The 23,764-nt window shown below is 62.6% G+C and carries 20 protein-coding genes and 1 tRNA gene; 9 read left to right on the top strand and 12 right to left on the bottom strand.

The window, feature by feature from the left end:
- Positions 1-11: 11 nt before the first annotated feature.
- Entirely contained in the window at positions 12-815 is an 804-nt protein-coding gene (locus EJA05_RS02980) for a helix-turn-helix domain-containing protein (RefSeq protein ID WP_110993334.1), read from the bottom strand.
- Positions 816-994: 179 nt separating this feature from the next.
- Between EJA05_RS02980 and EJA05_RS02975 the strand changes: the two genes are divergently transcribed.
- The gene (locus EJA05_RS02975) at positions 995-2,437 is read left to right on the top strand and encodes an alanine/glycine:cation symporter family protein (protein WP_125462417.1); all 1,443 of its coding nucleotides are present in this window, start codon (positions 995-997) and stop codon (positions 2,435-2,437) included.
- Positions 2,438-2,586: 149 nt separating this feature from the next.
- Positions 2,587-3,579 carry an asparaginase gene (locus EJA05_RS02970; RefSeq protein WP_125857264.1) on the top strand — a complete coding sequence of 331 codons (993 nt, stop codon included), beginning with the start codon at positions 2,587-2,589 and terminating at the stop codon, positions 3,577-3,579.
- A gap of 121 nt (positions 3,580-3,700) precedes the next feature.
- On the opposite strand, the gene EJA05_RS02965 is transcribed toward EJA05_RS02970, so the two are convergent.
- The 7 genes from EJA05_RS02965 to fdnG all read right to left on the bottom strand — a co-directional run bounded on the left by EJA05_RS02965 (position 3,701) and on the right by fdnG (position 12,909).
- Positions 3,701-3,796: transfer RNA gene (locus tag EJA05_RS02965), tRNA-Sec, on the bottom strand.
- A gap of 9 nt (positions 3,797-3,805) precedes the next feature.
- Positions 3,806-5,728, bottom strand: a complete 1,923-nt coding sequence (gene selB / locus EJA05_RS02960; RefSeq protein ID WP_125861233.1) for a selenocysteine-specific translation elongation factor — start codon at positions 5,726-5,728, stop codon at positions 3,806-3,808.
- The gene (selA, locus tag EJA05_RS02955) at positions 5,725-7,152 is read right to left on the bottom strand and encodes an L-seryl-tRNA(Sec) selenium transferase (protein WP_125857263.1); all 1,428 of its coding nucleotides are present in this window, start codon (positions 7,150-7,152) and stop codon (positions 5,725-5,727) included. The genes selB and selA overlap by 4 nt, the downstream gene beginning before the upstream one ends.
- A 154-nt stretch (positions 7,153-7,306) precedes the next feature.
- A complete protein-coding gene (fdhE, locus tag EJA05_RS02950; RefSeq protein ID WP_125857262.1) occupies positions 7,307-8,233 on the bottom strand; it encodes a formate dehydrogenase accessory protein FdhE in 927 nt (308 codons plus the stop codon).
- A 4-nt stretch (positions 8,234-8,237) separates the two neighbouring features.
- Positions 8,238-8,894, bottom strand: a complete 657-nt coding sequence (locus EJA05_RS02945) for a formate dehydrogenase subunit gamma (protein WP_125462413.1) — start codon at positions 8,892-8,894, stop codon at positions 8,238-8,240.
- On the bottom strand, positions 8,891-9,841 hold the full coding sequence (fdxH, locus tag EJA05_RS02940) for a formate dehydrogenase subunit beta (protein ID WP_125462412.1): 951 nt from the start codon (positions 9,839-9,841) through the stop codon (positions 8,891-8,893). Before fdxH ends, EJA05_RS02945 begins: the two co-directional genes overlap by 4 nt.
- On the bottom strand, positions 9,841-12,909 hold the full coding sequence (fdnG, locus tag EJA05_RS02935) for a formate dehydrogenase-N subunit alpha (RefSeq protein ID WP_150132777.1): 3,069 nt from the start codon (positions 12,907-12,909) through the stop codon (positions 9,841-9,843). The genes fdxH and fdnG overlap by 1 nt, the downstream gene beginning before the upstream one ends.
- Before the next feature lie 400 nt (positions 12,910-13,309).
- On the opposite strand from fdnG, the gene EJA05_RS02925 reads away from it, so the two are divergent.
- The 7 genes from EJA05_RS02925 (at position 13,310) to EJA05_RS02895 (ending at position 20,876) form a co-directional block, all read left to right on the top strand.
- Positions 13,310-14,491, top strand: coding sequence for an HlyD family secretion protein (locus EJA05_RS02925; RefSeq protein ID WP_125857259.1), 1,182 nt, complete (start codon positions 13,310-13,312; stop codon positions 14,489-14,491).
- 42 nt (positions 14,492-14,533) lie between these two features.
- On the top strand, positions 14,534-14,737 hold the full coding sequence (locus EJA05_RS02920) for a LuxR C-terminal-related transcriptional regulator (RefSeq protein ID WP_125857258.1): 204 nt from the start codon (positions 14,534-14,536) through the stop codon (positions 14,735-14,737).
- A gap of 143 nt (positions 14,738-14,880) precedes the next feature.
- The gene (locus EJA05_RS02915) at positions 14,881-15,192 is read left to right on the top strand and encodes a hypothetical protein (protein ID WP_125857257.1); all 312 of its coding nucleotides are present in this window, start codon (positions 14,881-14,883) and stop codon (positions 15,190-15,192) included.
- A 51-nt stretch (positions 15,193-15,243) separates the two neighbouring features.
- Entirely contained in the window at positions 15,244-15,456 is a 213-nt protein-coding gene (locus EJA05_RS02910; RefSeq protein WP_125857256.1) for a hypothetical protein, read from the top strand.
- Between the two features lie 752 nt (positions 15,457-16,208).
- Positions 16,209-17,366 (top strand): JmjC domain-containing protein, encoded by a 1,158-nt coding sequence (locus EJA05_RS02905; RefSeq protein ID WP_125857255.1) that lies wholly within the window; start codon positions 16,209-16,211, stop codon positions 17,364-17,366.
- A gap of 37 nt (positions 17,367-17,403) precedes the next feature.
- Complete coding sequence (locus tag EJA05_RS02900; RefSeq protein ID WP_125857254.1) at positions 17,404-19,491, top strand: peptidase domain-containing ABC transporter; 2,088 nt, start codon at positions 17,404-17,406, stop codon at positions 19,489-19,491.
- A complete protein-coding gene (locus tag EJA05_RS02895) occupies positions 19,491-20,876 on the top strand; it encodes a TolC family outer membrane protein (protein WP_125857253.1) in 1,386 nt (461 codons plus the stop codon). The genes EJA05_RS02900 and EJA05_RS02895 overlap by 1 nt, the downstream gene beginning before the upstream one ends.
- 349 nt (positions 20,877-21,225) lie before the next feature.
- Here the strand turns inward: EJA05_RS02895 and EJA05_RS02890 are convergent, their stop codons facing one another.
- The 4 genes from EJA05_RS02890 to EJA05_RS02875 form a co-directional block, all read right to left on the bottom strand.
- Positions 21,226-21,489, bottom strand: coding sequence for a PAAR domain-containing protein (locus EJA05_RS02890; RefSeq protein WP_011531938.1), 264 nt, complete (start codon positions 21,487-21,489; stop codon positions 21,226-21,228).
- Between the two features lie 123 nt (positions 21,490-21,612).
- The gene (locus EJA05_RS02885) at positions 21,613-22,332 is read right to left on the bottom strand and encodes an SMI1/KNR4 family protein (protein WP_223811884.1); all 720 of its coding nucleotides are present in this window, start codon (positions 22,330-22,332) and stop codon (positions 21,613-21,615) included.
- A gap of 139 nt (positions 22,333-22,471) precedes the next feature.
- Positions 22,472-22,795 carry a hypothetical protein gene (locus EJA05_RS02880; RefSeq protein ID WP_125857252.1) on the bottom strand — a complete coding sequence of 108 codons (324 nt, stop codon included), beginning with the start codon at positions 22,793-22,795 and terminating at the stop codon, positions 22,472-22,474.
- Between the two features lie 304 nt (positions 22,796-23,099).
- The gene (locus EJA05_RS02875; RefSeq protein WP_125857251.1) at positions 23,100-23,690 is read right to left on the bottom strand and encodes a hypothetical protein; all 591 of its coding nucleotides are present in this window, start codon (positions 23,688-23,690) and stop codon (positions 23,100-23,102) included.
- Positions 23,691-23,764: the final 74 nt, after the last annotated feature.

The raw sequence follows: 23,764 nt of genomic DNA, 5'->3' as shown, positions 1-23,764 counted from the left end.
CCCACAACCTATCACTCGATCTCGAACAGGCCGTTGCTGATGGAACCCGCGCTCAGGCGGTCGCGGATATCGTCGTCGATGCGCGGGTCATCCGGGCGATAAAGGCGCACCTGACGGAAGGCGTTGATCCGGTTGATCTCCTCGCCCAGGTACTCCCAGACCACGCGGGTGCACGCCGGGTTACGCCGGTCGCCGCTGGACACGCCGGTTTTCAGGCCATTGAGGCGTGTGATGCGGCTCTTGAAGCTGGGGATGAGGATGGTCTGGCTCATCTCGTTCAAGGTCAGCGACTCGTAGTCCACCAGGAACAGGCGATCCTGCAACTGGAACGCCGCCCCCAGGTAGCGGCAGCGCACCTCGGCGTGGGGGTCGGTGGCGCTGCTGCGCTCCTGGCGCTCCTGGCGCTCGAACAGGTAGCGCTCACGTTCTTCGCGCAGGTGCACCAGCGACACCAGGATCAAGCCTGGCACCGACATGCAGTTGGAGTATTCGAAGTAGTAACCGCAGTAGCGCGACAGGTTGACGACATGGTCGTTGAGCGGCTTGAACAGCTCACTGATCGGGTTGTTCTGCTGCGCGGCCGGGTTGCGCGCGCCGATCAGGCGGGCGAACTGTTCGGGCGGCAAACCCAGCTCGTAATCCTCGACGCCGAAGAAGTCACCAATCCGTTTGAGGTTGTACGGCGTCGGCCGGCTTTGCCCGCTCAGGTACTTGTTGAACTGCCCGCGGTTGATCGACAGCTGCCGGCAAACCTCCGAGATAGAGCGGTAGTGGCTACAGGCCAATTTAAGGTTGTCAGCGAAGTGATCGCCCATGATGCCGGGGTCCAGATGATGCGAGTGATGCAATTCTAGCATCAAGTCGCACCAAAACAGAGCAACCCGCGAAATTGTAACCGCAGTTGTCATGACCCACCCTGCGCCCCAATCAATCGCGGTGCGCCTGCCGTCCGCAGATTTTCCACACGAACAATAAGAATCGAGGTCATTTCAAAATGCTCGAAGCACTCAACGATTTCCTTTCGGGGAAGCTCCTCATCGTGCTGATCGTCGGTCTCGGCAGCTACTTCACCATCCGCTCGCGGTTCGTGCAGTTCCGCCACTTCGGCCACATGTTCAGTGTGTTCAAGGAATCCCTGCGTGGCCAGGCAGGCCAGCTGAGCTCGTTCCAGGCCCTGATGCTGAGCCTGGCCGGCCGCGTCGGCGCCGGTAACATCGCCGGTGTCGGTATCGCCGTGACCCTCGGCGGCCCAGGCGCCGTGTTCTGGATGTGGGTCACCGCACTGGTGGGCATGTCCAGCAGCTTCTTCGAATGCACCCTGGCCCAGGTCTACAAGCGCGCCGACGGCGACGGCCTGTACCGCGGCGGCCCGGCGTACTACATCCAGCACGGCCTGAAGCTCAAGAGCATGGCGATCGTGTTCTCGATCCTGCTGCTGGTCACCTACGGCTTCGCCTTCATCGGCCTGCAGTCGTACACCGTGACCCACTCGCTGCAGAACGCCTTTGCCTTCGACCCACGCCAGACCGGTATCGTCCTGGCCGTGCTGCTGGCCATCACCTTCATCGGTGGCATCAAGCGCATCGCCGCGGTGTCCGACCTGCTGGTACCGATCAAGACCCTGGCCTACATCGGCGTGACCCTGTACGTGATCGGCACCCAGATCGAACACGTACCGGCCATGCTGGAAACCATCTTCAAGAGCGCCTTCGGCCTTGACCCTGCGTTCGCCGGCCTGCTCGGCAGCGCCATCGTCATGGGCGTGAAGCGTGGCGTGTTCGCCAACGAAGCGGGCCTGGGCAGTGCGCCGAACGTCGCCGCCGTGGCCGCGGTGAAACACCCTGGCGCCCAGGGCGTGGTCCAGGCCTTCAGCGTGTTCCTCGACACCTTCGTGATCTGCACCTGCACCGCGCTGCTGATCCTGCTGTCGGGCTTCTACACCCCTGGCTTCGAAGGTGACGGCATCGTCCTGACCCAGAACTCGCTGGCCGCCGTGGTGGGTGACTGGGGCCGCATCTTCGTCAGCGTCGCACTGTCGCTGTTCGTGTTCACCTGCATCCTCTACAACTACTACCTGGGCGAGAACAGCCTGCAGTTCCTGACCCGCAACCGCGTTGTGCTGATGACCTTCCGCGGCCTGGTGCTGGCACTGGTGGTCTGGGGTTCGATGCAGGACCTGTCGACCGTGTTCGCCTTCGCCGACATCACCATGACCTGCCTGGCGTTCGTCAACCTGGTGGCCCTGGCCCTGCTGTTCAAGGTCGGCCTGCGGGTGATGCGCGACTACGACGAGCAGCGCAAGGCTGGCATCAAGCAGCCGGTGTTCGACTCGAGCAAGTTCACCGATCTGGACCTGGACCGTGCCGCCTGGCCGGCCAATCCGCAGGCTGAAACAGCCGCTGACAATCGCGCTGCCCAAGCGCAAACCCAGCGCTGATATTCTCCCCTGCCCCAGCCGCCCCGTCCGTGGGCGGCTGACTCTTTCTTCGTCTTCAGGCCCCTCGTCGGCAAGCCGGCTCCCACTGGGGATCGCGCTGCCCCGGGCATACGCCGCGACAGGGCCTGACATCGCTACGGAATGCTCCAATGCGTGCAGTCAAGAATCTCCTCGTCCTCTACACCGGTGGCACCATCGGCATGTTGCAGTCCGCCGAAGGCCTGGCGCCAGCCGGCGGCTTCGACGCACGCATGCGCGAGCACTTTGCCGCTTGCGCCGATGCCCCCCAGTTACCCTGGACCCTGCGTGAACTGAACCCGCTGATCGACAGCGCCAACATGCAGCAGGCCAACTGGCTGGCAATGCGCGACGCCATCGTCGAGGCAGTCGAGCAGCAGGGCCACGACGGCGTGCTGGTACTGCACGGCACCGATACCCTGGCCTACAGCGCCGCGGCCCTGTCGTTCCTGCTGCTGGGCCTGCCGGTGCCGGTGCTGCTGACCGGCTCGATGCTGCCGGCCGGCGCGCCGGACAGCGATGCCTGGGCCAACCTGATCGGCGCCCTGCGCCTGTTCGAAAGCGGCCTGGAAGACGGCGTGCAGCTGTATTTCCACGGCCAGCTGCTGCACGGCTGCCGTGCGTCGAAGCTGCGTAGCGAGGCGTTCGACGCCTTCACTGCCCTGCCCCGCCACCGTGAGGGCCCGCGCGCTCCGGAACTACCGACTCGCCTGGACTACCGCCAGAAGCGCCAGCCGGTCAAGCTGGCGGTGATGCCGGTGTTCCCGGGCCTTGCCGCCGAGCACTTGCGCGGCCTGTTCGACAGTGGCGTGCAGGGGCTGGTGCTGGAGTGCTATGGCAGCGGCACCGGGCCGTCCGACGACCAGGCGCTGCTCGACGTGCTGCATGACGCCCGCCAGGGCGGCGTGATGATCGTCGCCATCAGCCAGTGCCCGGAAGGTTCGGTGGTGTTCGATACCTACGCCGCCGGTAGCCGCCTGCGCGATACCGGGCTGGTGAGTGGCGGTGGCATGACCCGTGAGGCGGCCCTGGGCAAGTTGTTTGCGCTGCTGGGGGCGGGGCTGGATGCCGATTCGGCTGAGCACTGGTTTGCGCTGGACCTGTGCGGGGAGCGCGCCAACTGAATGCTGGGGGCGCTTTGCGCCCCTTTCGCGACACAAGGCCGCTCCTACAGGGGAATTGCGTTTCCCTGTAGGAGCGGCCTTGTGTCGCGAAAGGGCTGCAAAGCAGCCCCAACAGAATGAATGGCGGAAGGCAGCGGGAGTCGAACCTGCCCGGGAACGGATGCCGTCCCCAACCGGGTTTGAAGCCCGGCCGCGCCACCGGGCGCGATTGCCTTCCTTGGATCGTTCAGTGCTCGGCCTGCTGCTGGGCCAGGGCACTGTCGTTACGAATGTGACGCTGGTCGCCGACCCTGCGGGTCAGGCCGATGCGATCGAAGTATTCGAGTATCTGCACACTGCGCTTGCGACCGATGCCCAAGCTGTCGCGAAACGCGGCGACCTGTACTATCGGCGATCCCGCCGCCAGCTGCAACAGCAGCTCTGCCATGCGCCTTAGCGTGTCCTGCGGGTAGAACAGGTCACGCACCACCTGGTGCACCACGCCCAGCCTTGCCAGCTTGCGCAGCAACAGACGCACTTCGGCCTCTTCGCGTTGCAGTTCCCCGGCCAGGGTCCTGACCCACGGTGGATCGTAGTCGCCCGCCAGCAGGCGCGGTTGCAAACGCGCCCACAAGGCCGCATCGGCCTCGCTCAATTGAACCTTGTGATCCGGCAAGTGCAGCCAGGGCCCACTGCTGCCGATCGCGCCGTCACCGAGCAGCTCATCCAGCAAGCTGACGAACGCCGGGCGCTCCAGCGGCAAGGCGCAGAAGCGGCGGAGCCGGTCACGGTCGGGGCCGAGCTGGTCGGGCTCCTGCTCATGGAACTGCGCCAGGCGCGCCAGCAGCTGTTGCTTGAGTGCCTGCCATTGCTCACGGGCAAACAACAGCTGGCCCTGGCGCGTGGCGATCACCACCACGTGGTCTGGCAGCTGCCAGGTTTCACGCCGGCGGTTGAACTGGCGCTCCAGGCGCTGCGGGTCGAGCCCTGCGGGGGCGGTTTCGAGCAGCGCAGGCAAGGCCTGCTCCAGCTCGATGGCATCACGCAGCACCTGCAACTGGCGCAAACGCACCTCACTGCGGCGTTGCCGGCTCGGGGCGAATGGGTCGAGCACCCGGCCGCCACCCAGCGTGCGTTGGGCGCGCTGGTCGCGCAGCACCAGGCGATCGCCGTGCACCGCCTGCAAGGGTGCATTGAGCAGCAACTGGGCGAACATGCGCTCGCCGGCGCCCAGCTTTTCACCTTCCAGCAGCGCCACCCGGGCCGTCACGTCCTGGGTGCCGAGGTGCACGTGCACCGCACTGAAATGTTCGAAGGTGCGGGTTTCCGAGGCCAGCAAGGTCAGTTCGATATCGACCCGCACACTGGGCGCATGCAGCCACTCGGGTAGCAACCAATCGCCACGATGCACCTGCTCGATCGCCAGGCGTTCGCCAGTGATGTTCAGCGCTACCCGCTGCCCGACTTCGGCTATCAGCGCAGCCTGGTTCTGTGCGTGCAATCCGCGCACCCGCACCGGTTTGCCGGCCTTGCCAAGCAGCAGTGTGTCACCGGCGCTGACCTGCCCGGCCAACGCCGTGCCCGTGACCACGATGCCCGCGCCGGACACGGCAAAGACGCGGTCCATGGCCAGCCGAAAGCCCCCTCGCGCACTGCGCCGATGAACCTGTCGTTCAGCGACGAGCAATGCCTCGCGCAACGCCTCGACCCCTTCGCCGCTCAAGCTCGAAACCGGGAACTGCAACGCCCCCGCATAGGGCCCGGGCGCCAGCAGTTCGGCAACCTGCGCCTGCACCTCGAGCAGCCGCGCCGGCTCGACACGGTCGCACTTGCTGATCGCCACCAACGCCTGGGGAATGCCCAGCAACTCGATGATCGCCAGGTGCTCGCGGGTCTGCGGCATGACGCCGTCGTCGGCGGCCACCACCAGCAGCACCAGGTCGATGCCGTGGGCGCCGGCCAGCATGTTGTGGATAAAGCGCTCATGCCCGGGCACATCGATGAAGCCGGTCAGCGGCGCACCCTCGGCCAGCGCCGCGTAGCGGTAGCCGAGGTCGATGGTCATGCCCCGCGCTCGCTCCTCCTGGCGGGTGTCGCCGGCCTGGCCGGTCAGGGCTTGCAGCAGCGCGGTCTTGCCATGGTCGATATGCCCGGCGGTGCCGACGATCACTGTACCGGCCCCAGTTGCAGCGCCGGCAGTTGCGCCAGCCACTGGGCCTCGTCGTCGAGCTGGCGCAGGTCGAGCCACAGGGCATCGTCGTCGATGCGGCCGAGCACCGGCACCGGCAAATCGCGCAGGGCCCGCTCCAGCACGTGCAGGCTGCGGCCCCGCAGCTTCTTCGACACCTGCGGGCGCAGGCACAGGGCGGCACTGGGCAGGCGCGCCACGGGCTGGCTGCCGCTGCCGATCATGCCCAGTGCGGGCTCCACGGTAACGGCCCACTGTTCACCCAGGTGGGCCCGGAGGTCAGGGGCCAGGCGCAGTGCCTGGGCCTGGATTTCAGCCTGGCTGCGGGTCAGCAGGCGCAAACTGGGCAGGCGTTCGGCCAGGCGGTCGGGGTTGCGGTACAGCGCCAGCACCGCTTCCAGCGCGGCGAGGGTGATCTTGTCCACGCGCAGGGCGCGCTTGAGCGGGTTCTTCTTGATCTTCGCGATCAGGTCCTTGCGCCCGACGATGATCCCGGCCTGTGGGCCACCGAGCAGCTTGTCGCCGCTGAAGGTGACGATATCGGCGCCGTCGGCCAGGGCCTGGCGCACCGTCGGTTCGGCCGGCAGGCCCCAGCGGGTGAGGTCGATCAGGCTGCCGCTGCCCAGGTCTTCGAGCAACGGCAACTGGTGTTGGTGGGCAATGCGTGCCAGCTCGGCGGTAGGCACCTGGGTGGTGAAACCCTGAATGCTGTAGTTGCTGCAGTGCACGCGCATCAGCAGCCCGGTGCGCGGGTTGATCGCGCCTTCGTAGTCGCGGGCATGGGTGCGGTTGGTGGTGCCGATCTCGTGCAGCTTCACGCCGGCGCGGGCCATGATGTCGGGGATGCGGAAGGCGCCGCCGATCTCGATCAGCTCACCGCGGGAAATGATGCCTTCCTTGCGCGCGCCCAGGCTGTTGAGCGCCAACAGCACGGCGGCGGCGTTGTTGTTGACCACGGTGACCGCTTCAGCGCCGGTCAGCTCGCGGATCAGGCCTTCGATCAGGTCGTCGCGGTCGCCGCGCTTGCCGGTGGCCAGGTCGAATTCCAGGTTGAGCGGGTAACGGGCGGCAGTCTGCATCGCCTCGATGGCTTCTTCGGGCAGCAATGCCCGGCCCAGGTTGGTGTGCAGAACCGTGCCGGTGAGGTTGAACACCCGGCGGACCTGGCTGCGTTGCTGGATGGCCAGGCGTTCGCCGGCGCGGCCCAGGAGGACTTCGGCGGTCAGTTCGGTGGCATTCAGTTGGCCGAGACGAGCTGGCTCGCGCAGGTCGTCGAGCAGTTGGCGCAGGGTGGCCAGCGTGGTGTCGCGGCCGTGGCGGTCGATCAGTGGGGCGCAGGCCGGGTGGCGCAGCAGGGTGTCGATGGAGGGTAGGCGTGGGGTGGAGCTGGCGAGGGTTGAAGACATTCAGGTACTACCTTGAACTGATCCGTTGTCCTTTCTGGCCCATTCGCGGGTAAACCCGCTCCCACAGGTACGGCACCGGCCATGATGCCAGCGCAATTCCTGTGGGAGCGGGTTTACCCGCGAAAAGGGCGGCTCGGTACTGCAGTGTAGACACTCACTCCCCACCCGGCGCCAACAGCAGGTTCGGCGCCAGGCGATGGAACCCCTCCTCGTCCAGGCGAATATCCAGCGCCAGGCTCGCCAGGTCGTCGGCCAGCGCTTCGGCGGCGGCGTCGTTCTCCAGATAGCTCTGCTTCAAATAGCTCTGGCACCCCGGGCAACATTCGGCGCGCAGCGGCGCCTTGCCTGCGGCGTAGCGGTCGTCTTCGAAGTGGCTGTAGCGCAAGTCCTTGCTCGACTCGCAATACACGCATTTGACCCGCACCACATGCCATTCGCAGGCACACAGCGAGCAGGCCAGGTAGCGCAGGCCGTTGTGCTTGCCGCGGTTGCGCACCACCCCGGCCATGGCCGGCGAACCGCAAGCCGGGCATTGCGCCAGGCTGCCAGCGGGCTTGAGCTCGGGTTCAGGCAGCGCCAGCAACCAGCTCGACCAGGCCGCCTGCAACGCGGCACCGATGAAGGGCACCAGCGCCGCCGGCAGCGCATCGTACTGGCCACCCAGCAAGGCGATGCCCCAGCCTTTGCGCTGGCTGTCGTCCGCGTCGCGCAAGGTTTGCAGCGCATCGGCCAAGGGGCCCTCGGCGTCGACCTTGAAGTGCTCGAGCAGCGCCTGCAACCACGGCAACCACGGCCCTTCGCGCACCAGGCTGTCCGCCGCCAGCGGCGGCAAGCCATGGCTTATGCACAGGCGCTGACGCTCTGCCGCCACCGGCAAGGCGCCGGGCGGGTTATCCACAAGCCGCTGCTGGATCCGACAAAGCTGCGCAACCCATTGCAGGTACTCACCCAAGGCATTGCCCTCGGCCAGGTACTGCAACCGCGCGGCCCGCAGTTCGAACAGGTTGGCGGGGGGCAGGTGCAGAAACGGCGGCATCACTGCCGACGCTTCGATCTGCCCGGGTTCGAGAATCGTGCTCAAACGGTCATCCTTCCTTACGGCCGTGATTGCTCGGCGTCTTGTCGCCGGTCACATCGCGGTACCAGAGTTCATGGTGCTTGCGTGCCCAGGCGCGGCTGACCCAGCCGTGCAGCATGGCGCCGATCGAGCCCTTGATCCAGATCCCGGCATAGATATGCACGATGATGCTGAGGATCAGCACGAACGCCGCCAGGGCATGCAGCAGGGCCGACAGGCGTATGACGTCGATGCCGAACCAGTGGCTGAAGTACGCCCGCCAGATCACCACGCCGCTGATCAACAGCACCAGCATGCAGGCCAGCAGGGTCCAGAACAGCAGCTTCTGCCCGGCGTTGTACTTGCCCACCGGCGGCACGCCCTCTTCCTGGTTGAGCATCACCCGGTCGACGCGGCGCAGCCACAGGCGATCATTGGCGGTGATGAAGTTGGCGCGCCAGAAACGCAGCACCAGCCCGAGGAAGAACACGAACATCGCCACGCCGAGGAACGGGTGGAGGATCCGCGTCCAGGGGCCGCCGCCGAACAGGTGGCTGAGCCAGAACAGCGCCGGGTGGAACAGCGCCAGCCCCGACAGGCCGGCCAGCACGAACAGGATCGCCACCACCCAGTGGTTGCTGCGTTCGTTGGCGTTGTAGCGCAGGATCGGTTTGTCGTCGTTCATGGCCGCTGCTCCCCCTGCCCGCCCGGGCGGTTCGGATCATAGACATGCACCGCCGGATCCACCTGATGGACCGTGTTATCCACAGGCGCCGGGTGTTCGTCCTCCTCGACCCGCTGCGGCCCGACGCGCACGTAGTGGAAGAACCCGGCCAATACCGCCGCGCCCATGGCCAGCAGCGCCAGTGGCTTGGTGAAGCCCTTCCACAGCCCCACCAGCGGGCTGATCACCGGCTGGTCCGGCAGGCCGGCGTAGATCCGTGGCGTGTCGGCATGGTGCAGCACATACATCACGTGGGTGCCGCCGACGCCATCCGGGTCGTACAGCCCGGCGTTCTCAAAGCCTCGCGATTTCAGATCGACGATGCGCTCGTCGGCATGCACCTTCATCTCTTCCTTGCTGCCGAAGACGATCGCCCCGGTGGGGCAGGTCTTCACGCAGGCCGGCTCCAGGCCCACGCTGACGCGGTCGGAACACAGGGTGCACTTGTACGCCTTGTGGTCCTTCTGCGAGATGCGCGGGATGTTGAACGGGCAGCCGGTGATGCAGTAGCCGCAGCCGATGCAGTGGTCCTGGTTGAAGTCGACGATGCCGTTGGCATGCTTGATGATCGCCCCTGGGCTCGGGCAGGCCTTCAGGCAACCCGGGTCGGCGCAGTGCATGCAGCCGTCCTTGCGGATCAGCCACTCCAGGTTGCCATCGTCGCGCTCGTGCTCGGTGAAGCGCATCAGGGTCCAGGTTTCGGCGGACAGGTCCTGGGGGTTGTCGTAGGTGCCGTGGTTGTGGCCCACCTCGTCACGCAGTTCGTTCCACTCCGAGCACGCCACCTGGCAGGCCTTGCAGCCGATGCACTTGGTGGTGTCGATCAGCTTGGCGACCTCCTGCTGCTGGCGTACCGAGGGCGGCACGGTGGTGGTGGCGGAGCGGGCAATGATGTCTTGGCTGGCCATCAGAGTTTCTCCACTTTGACGAGGAACGACTTGGACTCCGGCGTCTGAGTGTTGCCATCACCGAGGAACGGCACCAGGGTGTTGGTCAGGTAGCCGTGCCGCGTGCTGCCGGTGAAGCCCCAGTGCAGCGGGATGCCGATCTGGTGCACGGTCTGGTTGTTGACCTGCAGCGGGCGAATCCGCTTGGTCACCACCGCCACCGCGTCGATATGCCCGCGCTTGCTCGACACCCGCACCCGGTCGCCGGCCTTGATGCCTTTCTCGTTGGCCAGCACCTCGCCGATTTCGACGAACTGCTCGGGCTGGGCGATGGCGTTGAGCCGGCAATGCTTGCTCCAGAAGTGGAAGTGCTCGGTCAGCCGGTAGGTGGTCGCCGCATAAGGGAACTCGTCGTGGGTGCCGAGGGTGTCCCACACCGAATCGAAGATGCGCCCGGCCGGGTTGCTGGTGGCCTTCTTGTTCTGCGGGTGCAGCGGGTTGATCCCGATCGGCGTCTCGAACGGCTCGTAGTGCTCGGGGAACGGCCCCTCGGCCATCTTGTCGATGGCGAAGAACCGGGCCACGCCCTCGGGGTTCATGATGAACGGGTTCATCCCCGCTTCCGGCGGCGAGTCGACCTTGAAGTCCGGCACGTCGGTGCCGGTCCAGGCCTTGCCGTTCCACCACACCAGGCGTTTTTTCTCCGGGTCCCACGGCTTGCCTTGCGGGTCGCTGGAGGCGCGGTTGTAGAGGATGCGACGGTTGGCAGGCCAGGCCCAGGCCCAGTTCTGCACCTGGTGCATGCCGTACGGGTCGCTGTTGTCGCGGCGGGCCATCTGGTTGCCCTGCTCGGTCCAGCTGCCGGCGAAGATCCAGCACCCGGAGGCGGTGCTGCCGTCGTCCTTCATCTGGGCAAAGCCGGCGAGCTGTTGCCCGGCCTTGAGCGTGGCGCCACTGGCGTCGGTGAGGTCGCTGACCGCCCAGCCGTTCATCTCCTTGGCCAGCTCCTCGGGGGATGGCTCTTCAGGGACCTTGTAGGGCCAGCTGATGTTGAGCATGGCGTCGGGGTAAGCGCCGCCCTCGGCCTGGTAACGCTTACGCAGGCGCAGGAACAGTTCGCTCATGATGTGCACGTCGGTACGGGTTTCGCCCGGGCCGTCGGCGCCCTTCCAGTGCCACTGCAGCCAGCGGCTGCTGTTGACCAGCGAGCCGTCTTCCTCGGCGAAGCAGGTGGTGGGCAGGCGGATCACCTCGGTCTGGATGTTGGCCGTGTCGACGTCGTTGAACGGGCCGGCGTTGCGCCAGAACTCAGAGGTTTCGGTGGCCAGCGGGTCCATGATCACCAGCCACTTGAGCTTGGCCAGCGCGGCAGTGACGCGGTTCTTGTCCGGCAGCGCGGCAATCGGGTTGAAGCCCTGGCACATGTAGCCGTTGACCTTGCCCTGGCCCATCATCTCGAACATGCGCAGTACGTCGTAGGCTGGTACGTCGAGCTTGGGTAGCCAGTCGTAGCCCCAGTTGTTTGCCGCGGTGGCATTGGCGCCGTACCAGGCCTTCATCAGGCTGACGTGGAACTTGCCGTAGTTCTGCCAGTACGACAGCTGCCCGGGGCGCAGCGGTTTGGAGGCGCGCTTGTCGATGTAGCTGGCGTAGTCCTGCTCGGCGTCGCCGGCCAGGGTGAGGTAGCCCGGCAGCGAGTTCGACAGCAGGCCCAGGTCGGTCAGGCCTTGGATGTTGGAGTGCCCGCGCAGGGCGTTGACCCCGCCACCCGGCATGCCGACGTTGCCCAGCAGCAACTGCACCATGGCCGCACTGCGGATGATCTGCGCGCCGATGGAGTGCTGGGTCCAGCCCAGGGCGTAGAGGATCGTCATGGTCTTGCCCGGCACCGAGCAGGTGGCGATCTCTTCCCAGACTTTCATCATCTGGTCCTGGGGCATGCCGCAGGTCATGCTCGCCAGCTCCGGCGTGTAGCGGCTGTAGTGCTGCTTCATCAGCTGATAGACGCAACGCGGGTGCTGCAGGGTCGGGTCGACCTTGGCAAAGCCATCCTCGCCCAGCTCATAGCCCCAGCCGGACTTGTCGGCGTACACGCGCTTGGCCGCGTCGTAGCCACTGAACAGCCCGTCCTCGAAGCCATAGCTTTCTTTGACGATGAACGACACGTCGGTGTAGTTGCGCACGTACTCGTGCTGGATCTTGTCGTTGCTCAGCAGGTAGTTGATCAGCCCGCCCATGAAGGCGATGTCGCTGCCGGTGCGAATCGGTGCGTAGTAATCGGCTACCGAAGCGGTACGGGTGAACCGCGGGTCGACCACGATCAGCCGCGCCTTGTTGTGCGCCTTGGCCTCGGTCACCCACTTGAAGCCGCACGGGTGCGCTTCAGCGGCGTTGCCGCCCATCACCAGGACCAGGTTTGCGTTGGCGATGTCAGACCAGTGATTGGTCATCGCGCCACGGCCGTACGTCGGGGCAAGACTTGCCACCGTCGGGCCGTGTCAGACACGCGCCTGGTTATCGAACCCCAGCATGCCGGTCGAACGGATCACCTTGTGCGTCAGGTAGCCCGCTTCGCTGGAAGCGGCGGACGCAGCGAGGAAGCCCGTGGTGAGCCAACGGTTGACCGTCTGGCCCTGGGCGTTCTTCTCGATGAAGTTGGCATCGCGGTCCTTTTTCATCAGGTCGGCGATGCGGTCGAGGGCCTCGTCCCACTCGATGCGGGTCCATTCCTTGCTGCCCGGCTTGCGGATCTCGGGGTACTTGAGGCGGCTCGGGCTGTGGATAAAGTCCAGCAGGCCCGCGCCTTTGGGGCACAGGGTGCCGCGGTTGACCGGATGGTCCGCGTCGCCCTCGATGTGGATGATGCTCTGTTTGACGTTTTTGCCCGCATCGCCCTGGCTGTACATGATCAGGCCGCAGCCGACCGAGCAGTAGGGGCAGGTGTTACGGGTTTCTTTGGTGTGCGCCAGCTTGAAGTGGCGCACCTGCTCGGCAAATGCGGGGGTTGGGGCCATGCCCAACGCCGCAAGGCTCGAGCCTCCAAGGCCGACGGCGGCGACCTTGAAGAATTGCCGACGGTTGAGGTCCATCGTGCACTCCTGATCAGGTTCTCGGGCGCGCGGGACATGGCCGGCGCCTCAGGGACTTCACGGTGGCGGCACACATAGGCCGCCAACGGTTAAGACTAGTCAAGAATTCGGGAAGGGGGATGACCTGGGTCATGATTGGAGTGAGTGCCGGGTTCATGCCGCACTCTCCCGGGGCCACGGATCAGCGGGAGCATTCCTACCTGCCAGGGCGTGATGGACGGCATCGACTCGCAGGCGGAGCCGCTACTTTCCTTCTGCCAACCCCACACGCCCAAGATTTCGCCAGCCAATGCCCTCTGCGCCATTACCCACCCAGCCCCTGTATCGACCCGAAGCCGTTTGCGCATCGCGGGCACAACAACTCGGCAAGGTCCTTGTCGATCAGCCCCTGAGCTATTAGTTGATAGCCCTGCTGGCCGGTCTTCTAATCGTCATGATCTCGGCGTTCGCCTACTTCGGCAGCTACACACGCAAGGCCACCTTGCACGGCCTGTTGATGCCCGAGCAGGGTATGTTGCGCCTGAGCGCGCCCGGCACCGGGATCCTCAGCGAGGTGCTGGCCACAGAGGGGCAACGCGTCGACAAAGGTGATGTGCTGGTAGTGATCTCGGGTGAACGTCAATCAGGGCTGGGTGACACGCAGGCATTGATTGCCGAGCAACTGCAAAAGCGCCAGGTAATACTCGAGAGGCGCCAGGCCCTGGCGGATGAACGCTTGTCGGGGCAACAGCGGATGCTCGACAGCCGCCTCACCACCATCGCCAGCGAGCTTCGTCAGTTCAGCGAAGAACACCGCCTTCTGAAACGCCGGGTGGAACTGGCGCATGCCCACTTTGCACGCCAACAGCAACTGGCAGCGGCCGGGTTCATTGCCGCTGCCCAATTGCAGACCGCCGAGAGCGAGTTATTGGCCCTGCAAGGCCAACTGCAGGCTACCCAACGTGCACGTGCCGGCCTAGAGCGCGAACGCACTGGGCTACTGGCCCAGCAGCAGGAAGCAGGTTTGCGCCACCGCGACGAGACGAGTGACGTGGACGGGGCCATGGCTCAGATCAAGCAAGAGCAGGCGGAAAACGGAGCACGTAGCGAAACAAGGATCGTGGCGCCCCATGCCGGGACGGTTACCGGCTTGAACGTACAAGTCGGCCAGCAAGTCAGCGCGGGCACGGTGCTCGCCAGCTTGCTGCCGGAGGGTTCGAACTTGAACGCTCATTTGTATGCAGCGTCCCGTCAGGCCGGTTTCATCGAGCCAGGGCAGCCAGTGTTGATGCGCTATGCCGCCTATCCGTACCAGAAGTTCGGCATGGCTCGGGGCCGAGTGGTGAGTATCACCCAAAGCCCCTATGCCGTTCAGGAGCTGCCGTCCCATATCGCCTCGTCGCTGCAAGGCCAGGGCGGGCCATCTGAACTGTTCTATGGGGTCACGGTGGCGCTCGACGCGAAAAGCATCAGGGTCTATGGGCATGAGCAGCCATTACAAGCGGGCATGTTGCTGGAGGCGGATGTCATCCAGGACCGACGGCGGCTGTATGAATGGGCGTTGGAGCCTTTGTATTCGGTAACGGGGCGATTACGGGATTAAGCATTTTCAACAAGGGCGATGCCCAACTATTACGGGGAAACGATGAATTTGACACCACGTGAGTCAGAGGTACTGCGGCTGCTGTTGCTCGGCAAGACCAACAAGCAGATCGCAATTGATTTACATATCAGCGATTACACGGTACGCGACCATGTGTCATCGCTGCTTCGAAAACACTGCACGCACTCTCGTTCGACATTGATGGCAGCGCATTTATCAGGCCACCACGACACCTGTCGGATATGAAGGCGCATCAAACGAGTGCAGCATTACAGCGCTACCCGTTCTGAAAGCCAAACATAAAGCTTTAGACTCAAATTAGATTTACACCAAGCGATTCAACCGAAGGTAAACAACTACCTACTACCCCATATTTCAGGAGACACGCTATGAAGGATTTACTAATCGAAGAACTCGAGCTGATCGCAGGCGGGTACGGTATCCCCGGAGCTGTTGTCAATGCAGCCATCGCCGGGGCCGGCTACATCGGGTACCAAAGCATGACAGGTGAAGGCTCAATGAATGGTTTCGCAACGACTGTAGCGGCAGGTGCCATCAGCGGCTTCATCGCAGGCCCTGCGGGTGCGCAAGCCGTTGCAGCCGGAGCTATCGCAGGCACACAGGCCAGTTTTTATGGCGGTATGGCAGGCGGAATGATGAGTAATTGGATGAATGCCGCCGGGACTAACTACAACCGATAGCCGTTAAAACCACACTTCCAATGCGCGCCATCAGCTATGGACAATTAAAATATGGATGCCTTAGATGCATTAAAATTTGCACTCACAATAGGCGCAAGCCTGACAATCGTGCTTGCAACAAAGCACATACTTTTTTATTTCAAGAAAGACATATCAGACCCATTATATCTTCCGTTCGCCATCACCTTCTCCACATTAACAGCGCTCCACATCGCCGATAAATTGTCACGCACACTGGCCATCGCCTTAGGCATAATCGAGTGATAGACATGGAGCCCCTTGAAGCAATCAGGCTCAGCCTTACAGTAGGCGTAGCACTGATCAGTTGCATCCTAATAAAAATACTTCTTCTAATTTTTAAACCAAGAATTCCAGAACCTCTAGAATTTTCATTGCTCACCGGAGCGCCCGCCATAATTGCTGCTCACATCACAACCACTTATTCACAGGCGTTAGGTTCCCTGCTCGGACTGACAAACTAACAACAGAAACCTCAAATAACTTCAACCTCACAAAGCAGAAATACATTCTCTCCCGAGCAATCCGTCCAATCTAATCATTGGCGAACCTACTGGAGTCTATTCCAATGCCACAGCTTTCATAACGGTTGGAAAAATTAGTTTTTATTGGGGAATGATTGGTGAAGTGATAAGGCGTGGGCTGGATACTTCCGGAACCAACTACAACCGTTGAGCAACGTCCCCCTGATGAACATAAAATCCATCCTTACTCAGAGAAACCAAATATGACTTGTGTTGGCGCCGTACAGTTTTTCTCATCATCACTCTTAATGCTGGCCGGCGTACTAATCATCAAGGCACTGCTTTTGATATCCGGCTGGCGAACATCAAAGTCGCTTGATATTTTCCTATTAGTATTCCCTTCAACCATCCTATCAGCTTACCTCTCCAACAGATGGTCGCATCAGTTGATAAATCACCTGTGCCTGGAAAATTAGACCACACATAATTAACACTCCAAACACCGGCCTCAAGATATCTTTCATACCGACAACCATGATCATTGACTTTAAAATCACGCAGCACGACTTCACTCGCCTTCACCAAGGTAAATCGCCACTTGTAATCAGTAACGCCATTAGCACACCGCTATCTTTTTCCTGGCCCGACGCCAATGAGATCATCGAGCGAGCGTCTATTGATACAGACGACTTCAAGATCCTCCACAACGGCCTGGTCCCCAAGCAGGAGTACATCGAAACCTTCTATGACGTCGGCATGGTCAGGCACCGCCTGATCAAGTCGGCGGTCTATGAGCGTCTCAAGAATGGCGCAACCCTGATCGCCAACAAGCTCGTCAACGAACCCAAGATCCACGCCCTGGCGCGCCAGGTGGCGCACTTCACAGGCCGACAAACCGTCAGCAGCGTGTATGCCGCCTTCGGCCGCCAGGCATCCTTCCAGACCCACTGGGACACCCGGGACATATTCGCCATCCAGTTGATCGGTCGCAAACGCTGGCTCATCTACCCGCCAAGTTTCGCCGAGCCATTGTTCATGCAGCAGAGCAAAGACCTGGAGCATGACTATCCCTGCCCAACCGAACCCTGCATGGATCTTGTCCTCGAGCCAGGCGACATCCTTTACCTGCCGCGAGGCTGGTGGCACAACCCGCTGCCCTTCGAGGAAGAAACCTTCCATCTTTCCGTCGGCACCTTCCCTGCCCACACCCTGGACTACTTGCACTGGACAACGCAAAAGCTCCCGGAGCTACTGGCAGCGCGCCAGTCGATGAGCAGCTTCGAGCACGACCGCGACAACCTGTCGTCACTCGCCGCACATCTGGCCGAACGCCTCACCGATGCTGATCACTACCAACAGTTCATGGAGGCTTTTGACGCGGCCCAACGTATCGATACGCCACTGGCCATGGATCTCTTCGGCAACCCCGCCATGGCACCTTTACCAGATGATGCCCAGTTACGACTTGCCGCCAACCGCACCGCGTCGATCGCTCAGGGTCACCTGATCGCCAATGGTTCTCGAATCACCCTGGATGAATCGGCGTTGCGCGTGGTGCGCTGCATTGATGACCAGCCGGGAGTCCGTCTGGACCAACTGATCGCTGTCCTGGCCGATATGCCCCCCAGCAAACTTCGAACCCTGATTCACGACCTGTGCTGCCAGGACATCCTGGAGTTGAGCCGCCCATGAGCAGCAGGCTGCCCTCTCCAGTCAGGATATTCAGACCATGCGCGTGACCCTGCAGGCCGAAAGCCAGGAGTGCGGCCTGGCCTGTCTGGTGATGATCGCCGCCACCCATGGCCTGCATCTGGACCTGGCGACCCTGCGCCGGCGCTTTGCCGTTTCAAGTAAAGGCACCAGCCTGGCGCAACTGATCCGCCACGCTCAGCAGCTGGCGTTCACCTGCCGGCCATTGCGCCTTGAACTCGAGGAAATCCGCCAACTGCGCACCCCCTGCATCCTGCACTGGAACCTGAACCATTTCGTGGTGCTGGAGGCGTTCAAGGCCGGCCGCCTGGTGATTCTCGACCCTGCCCGGGGCCGCCAGGTGATCACGCTGGAAGAAGCCTCTCGGCACTTTACCGGGGTGGCCCTGGAGCTTTCGCCCAACGCCGAGTTCGTGCCCGCCCAACACAAGCCGCGCCTGCGCCTGAGGGCGTTGACCGGCCGGGTGCAGGGGCTCAAGCGTGCGCTGGCCAACATCCTGGTGCTGGCCCTGGCGCTGGAAGTGGTGGCCCTGCTCTCGCCCCAAGTCACGCAGTGGGTGGTCGACGGCGCCCTGGTTTCCGCCGACCGCCAATTGTTGCTCCTGGCCGTGATAGGGGGCTGCCTGCTGATGCTGATCGACTTCGCCCTGCGCATGGCCCGGGGCTGGATGAACCTGCGCCTCAACCAGCAACTGGCCCTGCAATGGTCAGGCAACCTCTTCAACCACCTGTTGCGCCTGCCCTGGCCGTTCTTCGAAAAGCGCCAACTAGGGGACATCACCGCGCGTTTCCAGTCGCTGGCGGCCATTCGCACGGTCTTCACCAATGGCGCCGTCACCGTGGTGCTGGATGCCCTGGTCACCTTCATCACCTTGGGCATGATGCTGCTGTACAGCACCACGCTGACCGGCATCGTCGGGGTGGCGGTGCTGCTGTACGCGGCCCTGCGCCTGGCGTTCTACCACCCCTTGCGCAATGCCTCGGAGGAGCGAATCGTGCTGGCCGCCCGGGAGAACTCGTACTTCCTCGAAACCATCCGCACGGTCATGCCACTGAAGCTGTTCAACATGACCTCGGCGCGCCTGGCCACCTGGCAGAACCTGCTGGCCGATGTGCAGAATCGCGACGTCGCCACCCAGAAGATGCTGTTGGCATTCGCCAGCCTCAATACCCTGATCTTCGGCATTGAAGGCATGTTGCTGTTGTATATCGGCGGCCTGGCGGTGCTGGAGGGCGGGCTGTCGCTGGGCATGTTGCTCGCCTTCCTGGCCTACAAGAGCCAGTTCACCGGGCGCGCCAGCAAATTGATCGACCTGGGGGTCGAGATCAGGATGCTGTCGTTGCATGCCGAGCGCCTGGCGGATATCGCTCTGGAACCCACCGAGCCGATGACGCAGCTGGAAACCGACATGCAGCGCATCGAGCCCTGCCTCGAGTTCCGGGATGTTTCCTTCCGCTATGCCGAGGGGGAACCGTGGATCCTACGTAACCTGTCCCTGACCATTGCTGCCGGCGACTCGCTGGCGATCGTCGGCGCATCGGGCAGCGGCAAGTCCACGCTGTTCAAGCTAATGCTCGGCCTGCTGCAACCCACCGAAGGCGAAATACGGATCGGCGACATCCCGGTGCGCCAACTGGGGGTCGAAGGGCTGCGCGGCCTGGTGGGTTCGGTGATGCAGGATGACCATCTGCTGGCCGGCTCCCTCGCCGAGAACATCGCCTGCTTCGATCCTCACGTCGACCAGGGCGGGATCGAAACGGCGGCGCGGCATGCCCATATCCACGACACGATCAGTCAGATGCCCATGGGCTACCAGACCCTGGTGGCGGAGATGGGCAGCGGCCTGTCCGGCGGCCAGCGACAACGCTTGCTGCTGGCTCGGGCGCTGTACAAGCAACCGAAGATCCTGGCCCTGGACGAAGCCACCAGCCACCTGGACCTGCACAGTGAGCAATGCGTGGCAAAAGCCATGCAGCAAATGCGCATGACCCGCGTCAGCATCGCCCATCGCCAGGAAACCATTGCCCTGGCCAGCCGCGTGGTGCGCCTTGAGAAAGGAGCGATCGTCGAAGACTGGCGGCGCGCAGCCCTGCCGGAGCCTGCCTGATGCCCATTGCCGCACGCCTGCTCGCCTTGGCGCTGGGGTGCCTGGCGCTGCCCACCCAGGCCGACGACCTGCTCAGCATTTACCAGGAAGCCCTGCACAACGACCAGCAATGGTCGGCGGCCCAGGCAGAACACCAGGCAGGGTTGGAAGCCGAAGTACAAGCCCGCGCCGGCCTGCTGCCCGAACTCTCCCTGCAGGCGCAGAACGCCTGGAACCGCACCCAGTACCAGCTCGACAACGAAGCGATGACTCATCGCCGCCAGAGCCGGACCTACAGCATCCAACTGGTGCAACCGCTGTTCCGTTGGCAGAACTGGGTCCAGTACCAGCAGGGCAGCCAACAGACCGCCCTGGCCATCAGCCGTTACCACCAAGCGCGCCAGGCGCTGTTGCTGCGCGTGGCCGAAGCCTACTTCGCGATCCTGAGCGCGGAGGCAAGCGTGGATGCCCTGCGCCAGCAGCATGCCGCCGATACTCAGCAACTGGCCAGCGCCCGCAAGCATTTCGAGCTGGGCAACGTCAGCATTGCCGACGTGCACGAGGCACAAGCCAGCGCCGACGCGGCCCTGGCTGCATCGATCAAGGCCGCCAGCCAGGTCGAACTGGCCCGCCACGGACTGGCGCGGATCATCGGCCGAACCCCCGGCCCCCTGCAGGGCCTGCGCGAGGGCGTGAGCCTGGCCCCACCGTACCCCGCCAATATTGGCGCCTGGTTGGCTGCGGCGCAGCAAGACGCCTACGAGGTCCAGACGCAAGCCTTGCGCCTGGCCATCGCGCAAAACGAAGTGCGCAGCCGCAAGGCCGAGCACCTGCCTACGCTCGACCTGGTGGCAAGCCAAGGGGTGCAGCAGCAGCCAAACATCGGTGCCGCGCGCAGCGACCTTACCAGTGTCAGCCTGCGCCTGAGCCTGCCGCTGTACGCGGGTGGGCGCCCCAGCTCGGCGGTGCGCCAGGCCCAGGCATTGAGCGCCCAAGGCGAGGCCCAGTACGAGGAGGCCAAGCGCACCGCGCAGTTGCAGGTGCGCGAAGCCTGGCTGGGTGTACTCGATGGCAGGGCCCAGGTGCAGGCGCTGGAGGCGGCGAGAATCTCGGCCAGATCGGCGTTGGAGGCCAACCGGCTTGGATACCGGGTGGGGGTGCGCGTGAGCATCGACGTGCTGGAGGCCCAGGGGCGTTTCACCGACATCGTGCAACAGCTGTCCCGAGCGCGCTACGACACCCTGCAGGCCCAGCTGCGCTTGAAGGCAGCCGTGGGCGGCCTGATGGAAAGCGACCTGCATGAGGTCAACCGGCTGCTTGGCTCAACGCTTGCCCGTGAAAACGAAGGTGAAGCGCCCGGCGCTTTCGCGGGTAAACCCGCTCCCACAGGTTACGCGGTGAACTAGAGGGTCACGGCATCCCCGAGATACCCATCCATCAATCAGGCTTCCTTGTCGTGCATGGAACTGCATTTCGAGCAGTCTGCATGGCGTGGGAGCGGGCTTGCCCCGCGATGCCGGCGACGCGGAGTCTGGCAGCGGCCAGCCCGGCCTGTACAAGAAGACGGTTGCCCACTGGGTATGTGTCGTCCCCGCAGGCCAATCTCAGCTGGCGACACCGCTTTTCGGGCAGTCTGCATGGCGTGGGATCGGGCTTGCCCCGCGATGCCGGCGACGCGGAGTCTGGCACCGGCCAGCCCGACCTGTACAAGAAGACGGTTGCCCACTGGGTATGTGTCGTCCCCTCAGGCCAATTTCAGCTGGCGACACCGCTTTTCGGGCCGCTGGCGATCAGCGCCGCGCCGCAGGCGGTCTTGTGGCCATCGAGGGCGACCGGGGTGCCGTCGACGTTGTAGGTGGCGCTGCCTTCGACGATGGGGAACACGCCCTTGCACAGCGGGCAGCTGACCATGTGCCCGACACCGGCGATGGGCTTGCCGTTGACGTTGGTGTTGCCGAAGGAGCCGAGTACCTTGCCACCGTGGGTGGTGGAATCGCCGAGGCGGATGATGTCTTTCATGGGGAGAACTCCGTGTCAGTAAGGTGGCGTCGATGCCGGTGGCAAAGCCTAACATGGTGGGGCAGATCAGAGGCTATAGGCCATCAGTCCGATTGATGTGCTGAGGGTGACAAGGGCAGCCCGTCAGGACACTGAGAGTTTTACCACCGAGCCATCGGCCACTCCTGCCATCTGCCGTGCGATGCAACCCCGGTAGCGCATGCCCTCGATGGCATTGCCCGCGCGCAGGTTATCCACCGAGAACGAACCACCGAAGGCAAACCCAGTGAGTGGCAGCAATCGCTGGCCCTGGGTAAGGGGGCCGTGCAGCGCTTGCCAGGCGTTCGCCAGGGGCCAACCGGTCAGCACCTTGTAATCGGCCAGAACTGCCGCTGCCCAACCCTCCAGGTCATTAGCCAGGTATTCGAACCCGCCTGTTTCCGGGTCGAATGTGTACACCTGGCCCTGCCGCAGGCAGAACTGCACACCGAAGACGTCCTCGGCGAAGAACAACACTGGCGTTTCCTCCAACTCAGGAAACTCGAAGCGCCACAATTTTGGGTCATTCCACTGCTGCAGGCTGGATTCGCTGCCCGGCGCGGTGGCCCCTGTGGCGAACACATGCAACGCGCTTTCAAAGGCGTAGAAGCCATTGCACCGTAAGAGCAGGCTTTCGAGCTCATCGGCCCGCGGGCCCGCCAGGGCGCGACTACGTGCATCGAGCGTGTCGGGCAGGGCCAGGGGCTCACCTGTGATCGACAACAGTTTTTCCAGGCGGGTTATCTGAATGTCCGTCAAATCAACTTTCCTTCGTTGTGCAGCATCAGCGTCTGCATCCGTGTAAGCCTGCCATGCATCGGACAAGGTCGCTCGCGAGCCATGGCCCAACAAATGCACCTCGGTTTGTGGGTATTGCTATTGGCCCTTCCCTTTGGAAATGCAAGGGACCGTGCAGCGCGACTAACGGCAGCGAGCTTTTCCTTCTTTAGCTCTGCTAAATGGTTCAATTTTTAATCCTGAACGCCTCTCTCAGAGTCACCTCGTCATCAAGGTCGCCATCTTCAAAGCACCTCACATTTGCCCCTGCCAATGAAGTACTAAAGAGCTCATACAACTCCAGCGACCTAAAACTGACCTCCAACCACGCAGAAAGTGAGCCAAGCCTGGTCAGCCGCACATCATAAGCAGCTAATGTTGACTGTTTCTGATCTTTGAGACACACAACTCCTTCACCCTCTCCGACATGCGCCTTACAGGTGCGAATTCTTTCGATAACTCGCTGCAACGCAGCAGGGTCATCAAAAACAAGGCGGTATTCGTAGCTCATGATCTATGCGGCCTTTTTCGAACGGTAGGCAGGTCTGCGGGATTGTGGATCGTCTTACTGATTACGATTAGGTGTACCCCGATTGCCTCAAGCTCTTGGAATCCCACTAATGGTTCAACGCGGCAAGGTCCTAATCCAGCCTCTCTTGACTCCAACGTCCACGGCCTGCTGTCTGAGAACAACTTCGCGAAACCGGTTTTTGGCCGTCCAAATATTACCGCTGAAGTAGCTGCCTTTGGAACAGATGCCGGTCAGCTTGAACCCTTGAGAGATTCGCACTTTTGACTCTAGAGGTAATCGTGGGTCACGGCTGTAAAACTCCTCGCCTTTTTAAGTACGTGAGCAGTCGATCAAGAGCCACCACCTTGCCCCTGTCTTGCGGCGTTGCAACTAAAATGCGAGACATCGATTTTCTAATTGAGCTTACGGCAGCCTCCTCATTATTCAGGAGCTGATCCGACTCCAAATCCCGCACCTCGTATGCCGTACCTGAGCGATTCTCAGAAAATCTTACTATCGAATTCCCTCCGACCACCACCGCCCCATCAAGAGCACCCTCGTGCAAATAAAACTCCACACTTAGGCCCCGTGAAATAATCCTTTTCAGCAAAGGAACTAATCGAACACCCGGCGAGAGAGAAATACCACAACCACTTTCTCTTCCATTGAAAAAATAACGCTTTAGTATCACATCCACGGAGCGCACGAAATGGACAGCGAGATAGTCCTTCTCATAGAGGCAAAAATCATCTGCATCGCCAACCATATCAAAATTTTCTGTTTTAAGCTCAGCCTCGCCAAAGGCCCTCAAGCCAAACGTCTCAGCTTTGATGCTTGACGCACCCATCAAATAGCTCAAGCACAGTTCAAAAACATTACATTTCAAGTAATTCATCTGGCTTACCTATTGACAGAGCTTATTCCACTACCGTGATTCGCTTGTGAAACACCCTTGAGCTTCGTGAGTTC

This window comes from Pseudomonas oryziphila, assembly GCF_003940825.1.
Lineage (GTDB): Bacteria > Pseudomonadota > Gammaproteobacteria > Pseudomonadales > Pseudomonadaceae > Aquipseudomonas > Aquipseudomonas sichuanensis.
Note: the sequence above shows the minus strand (reverse complement) of the source record. Positions and strands in the feature narration are given on the sequence as shown.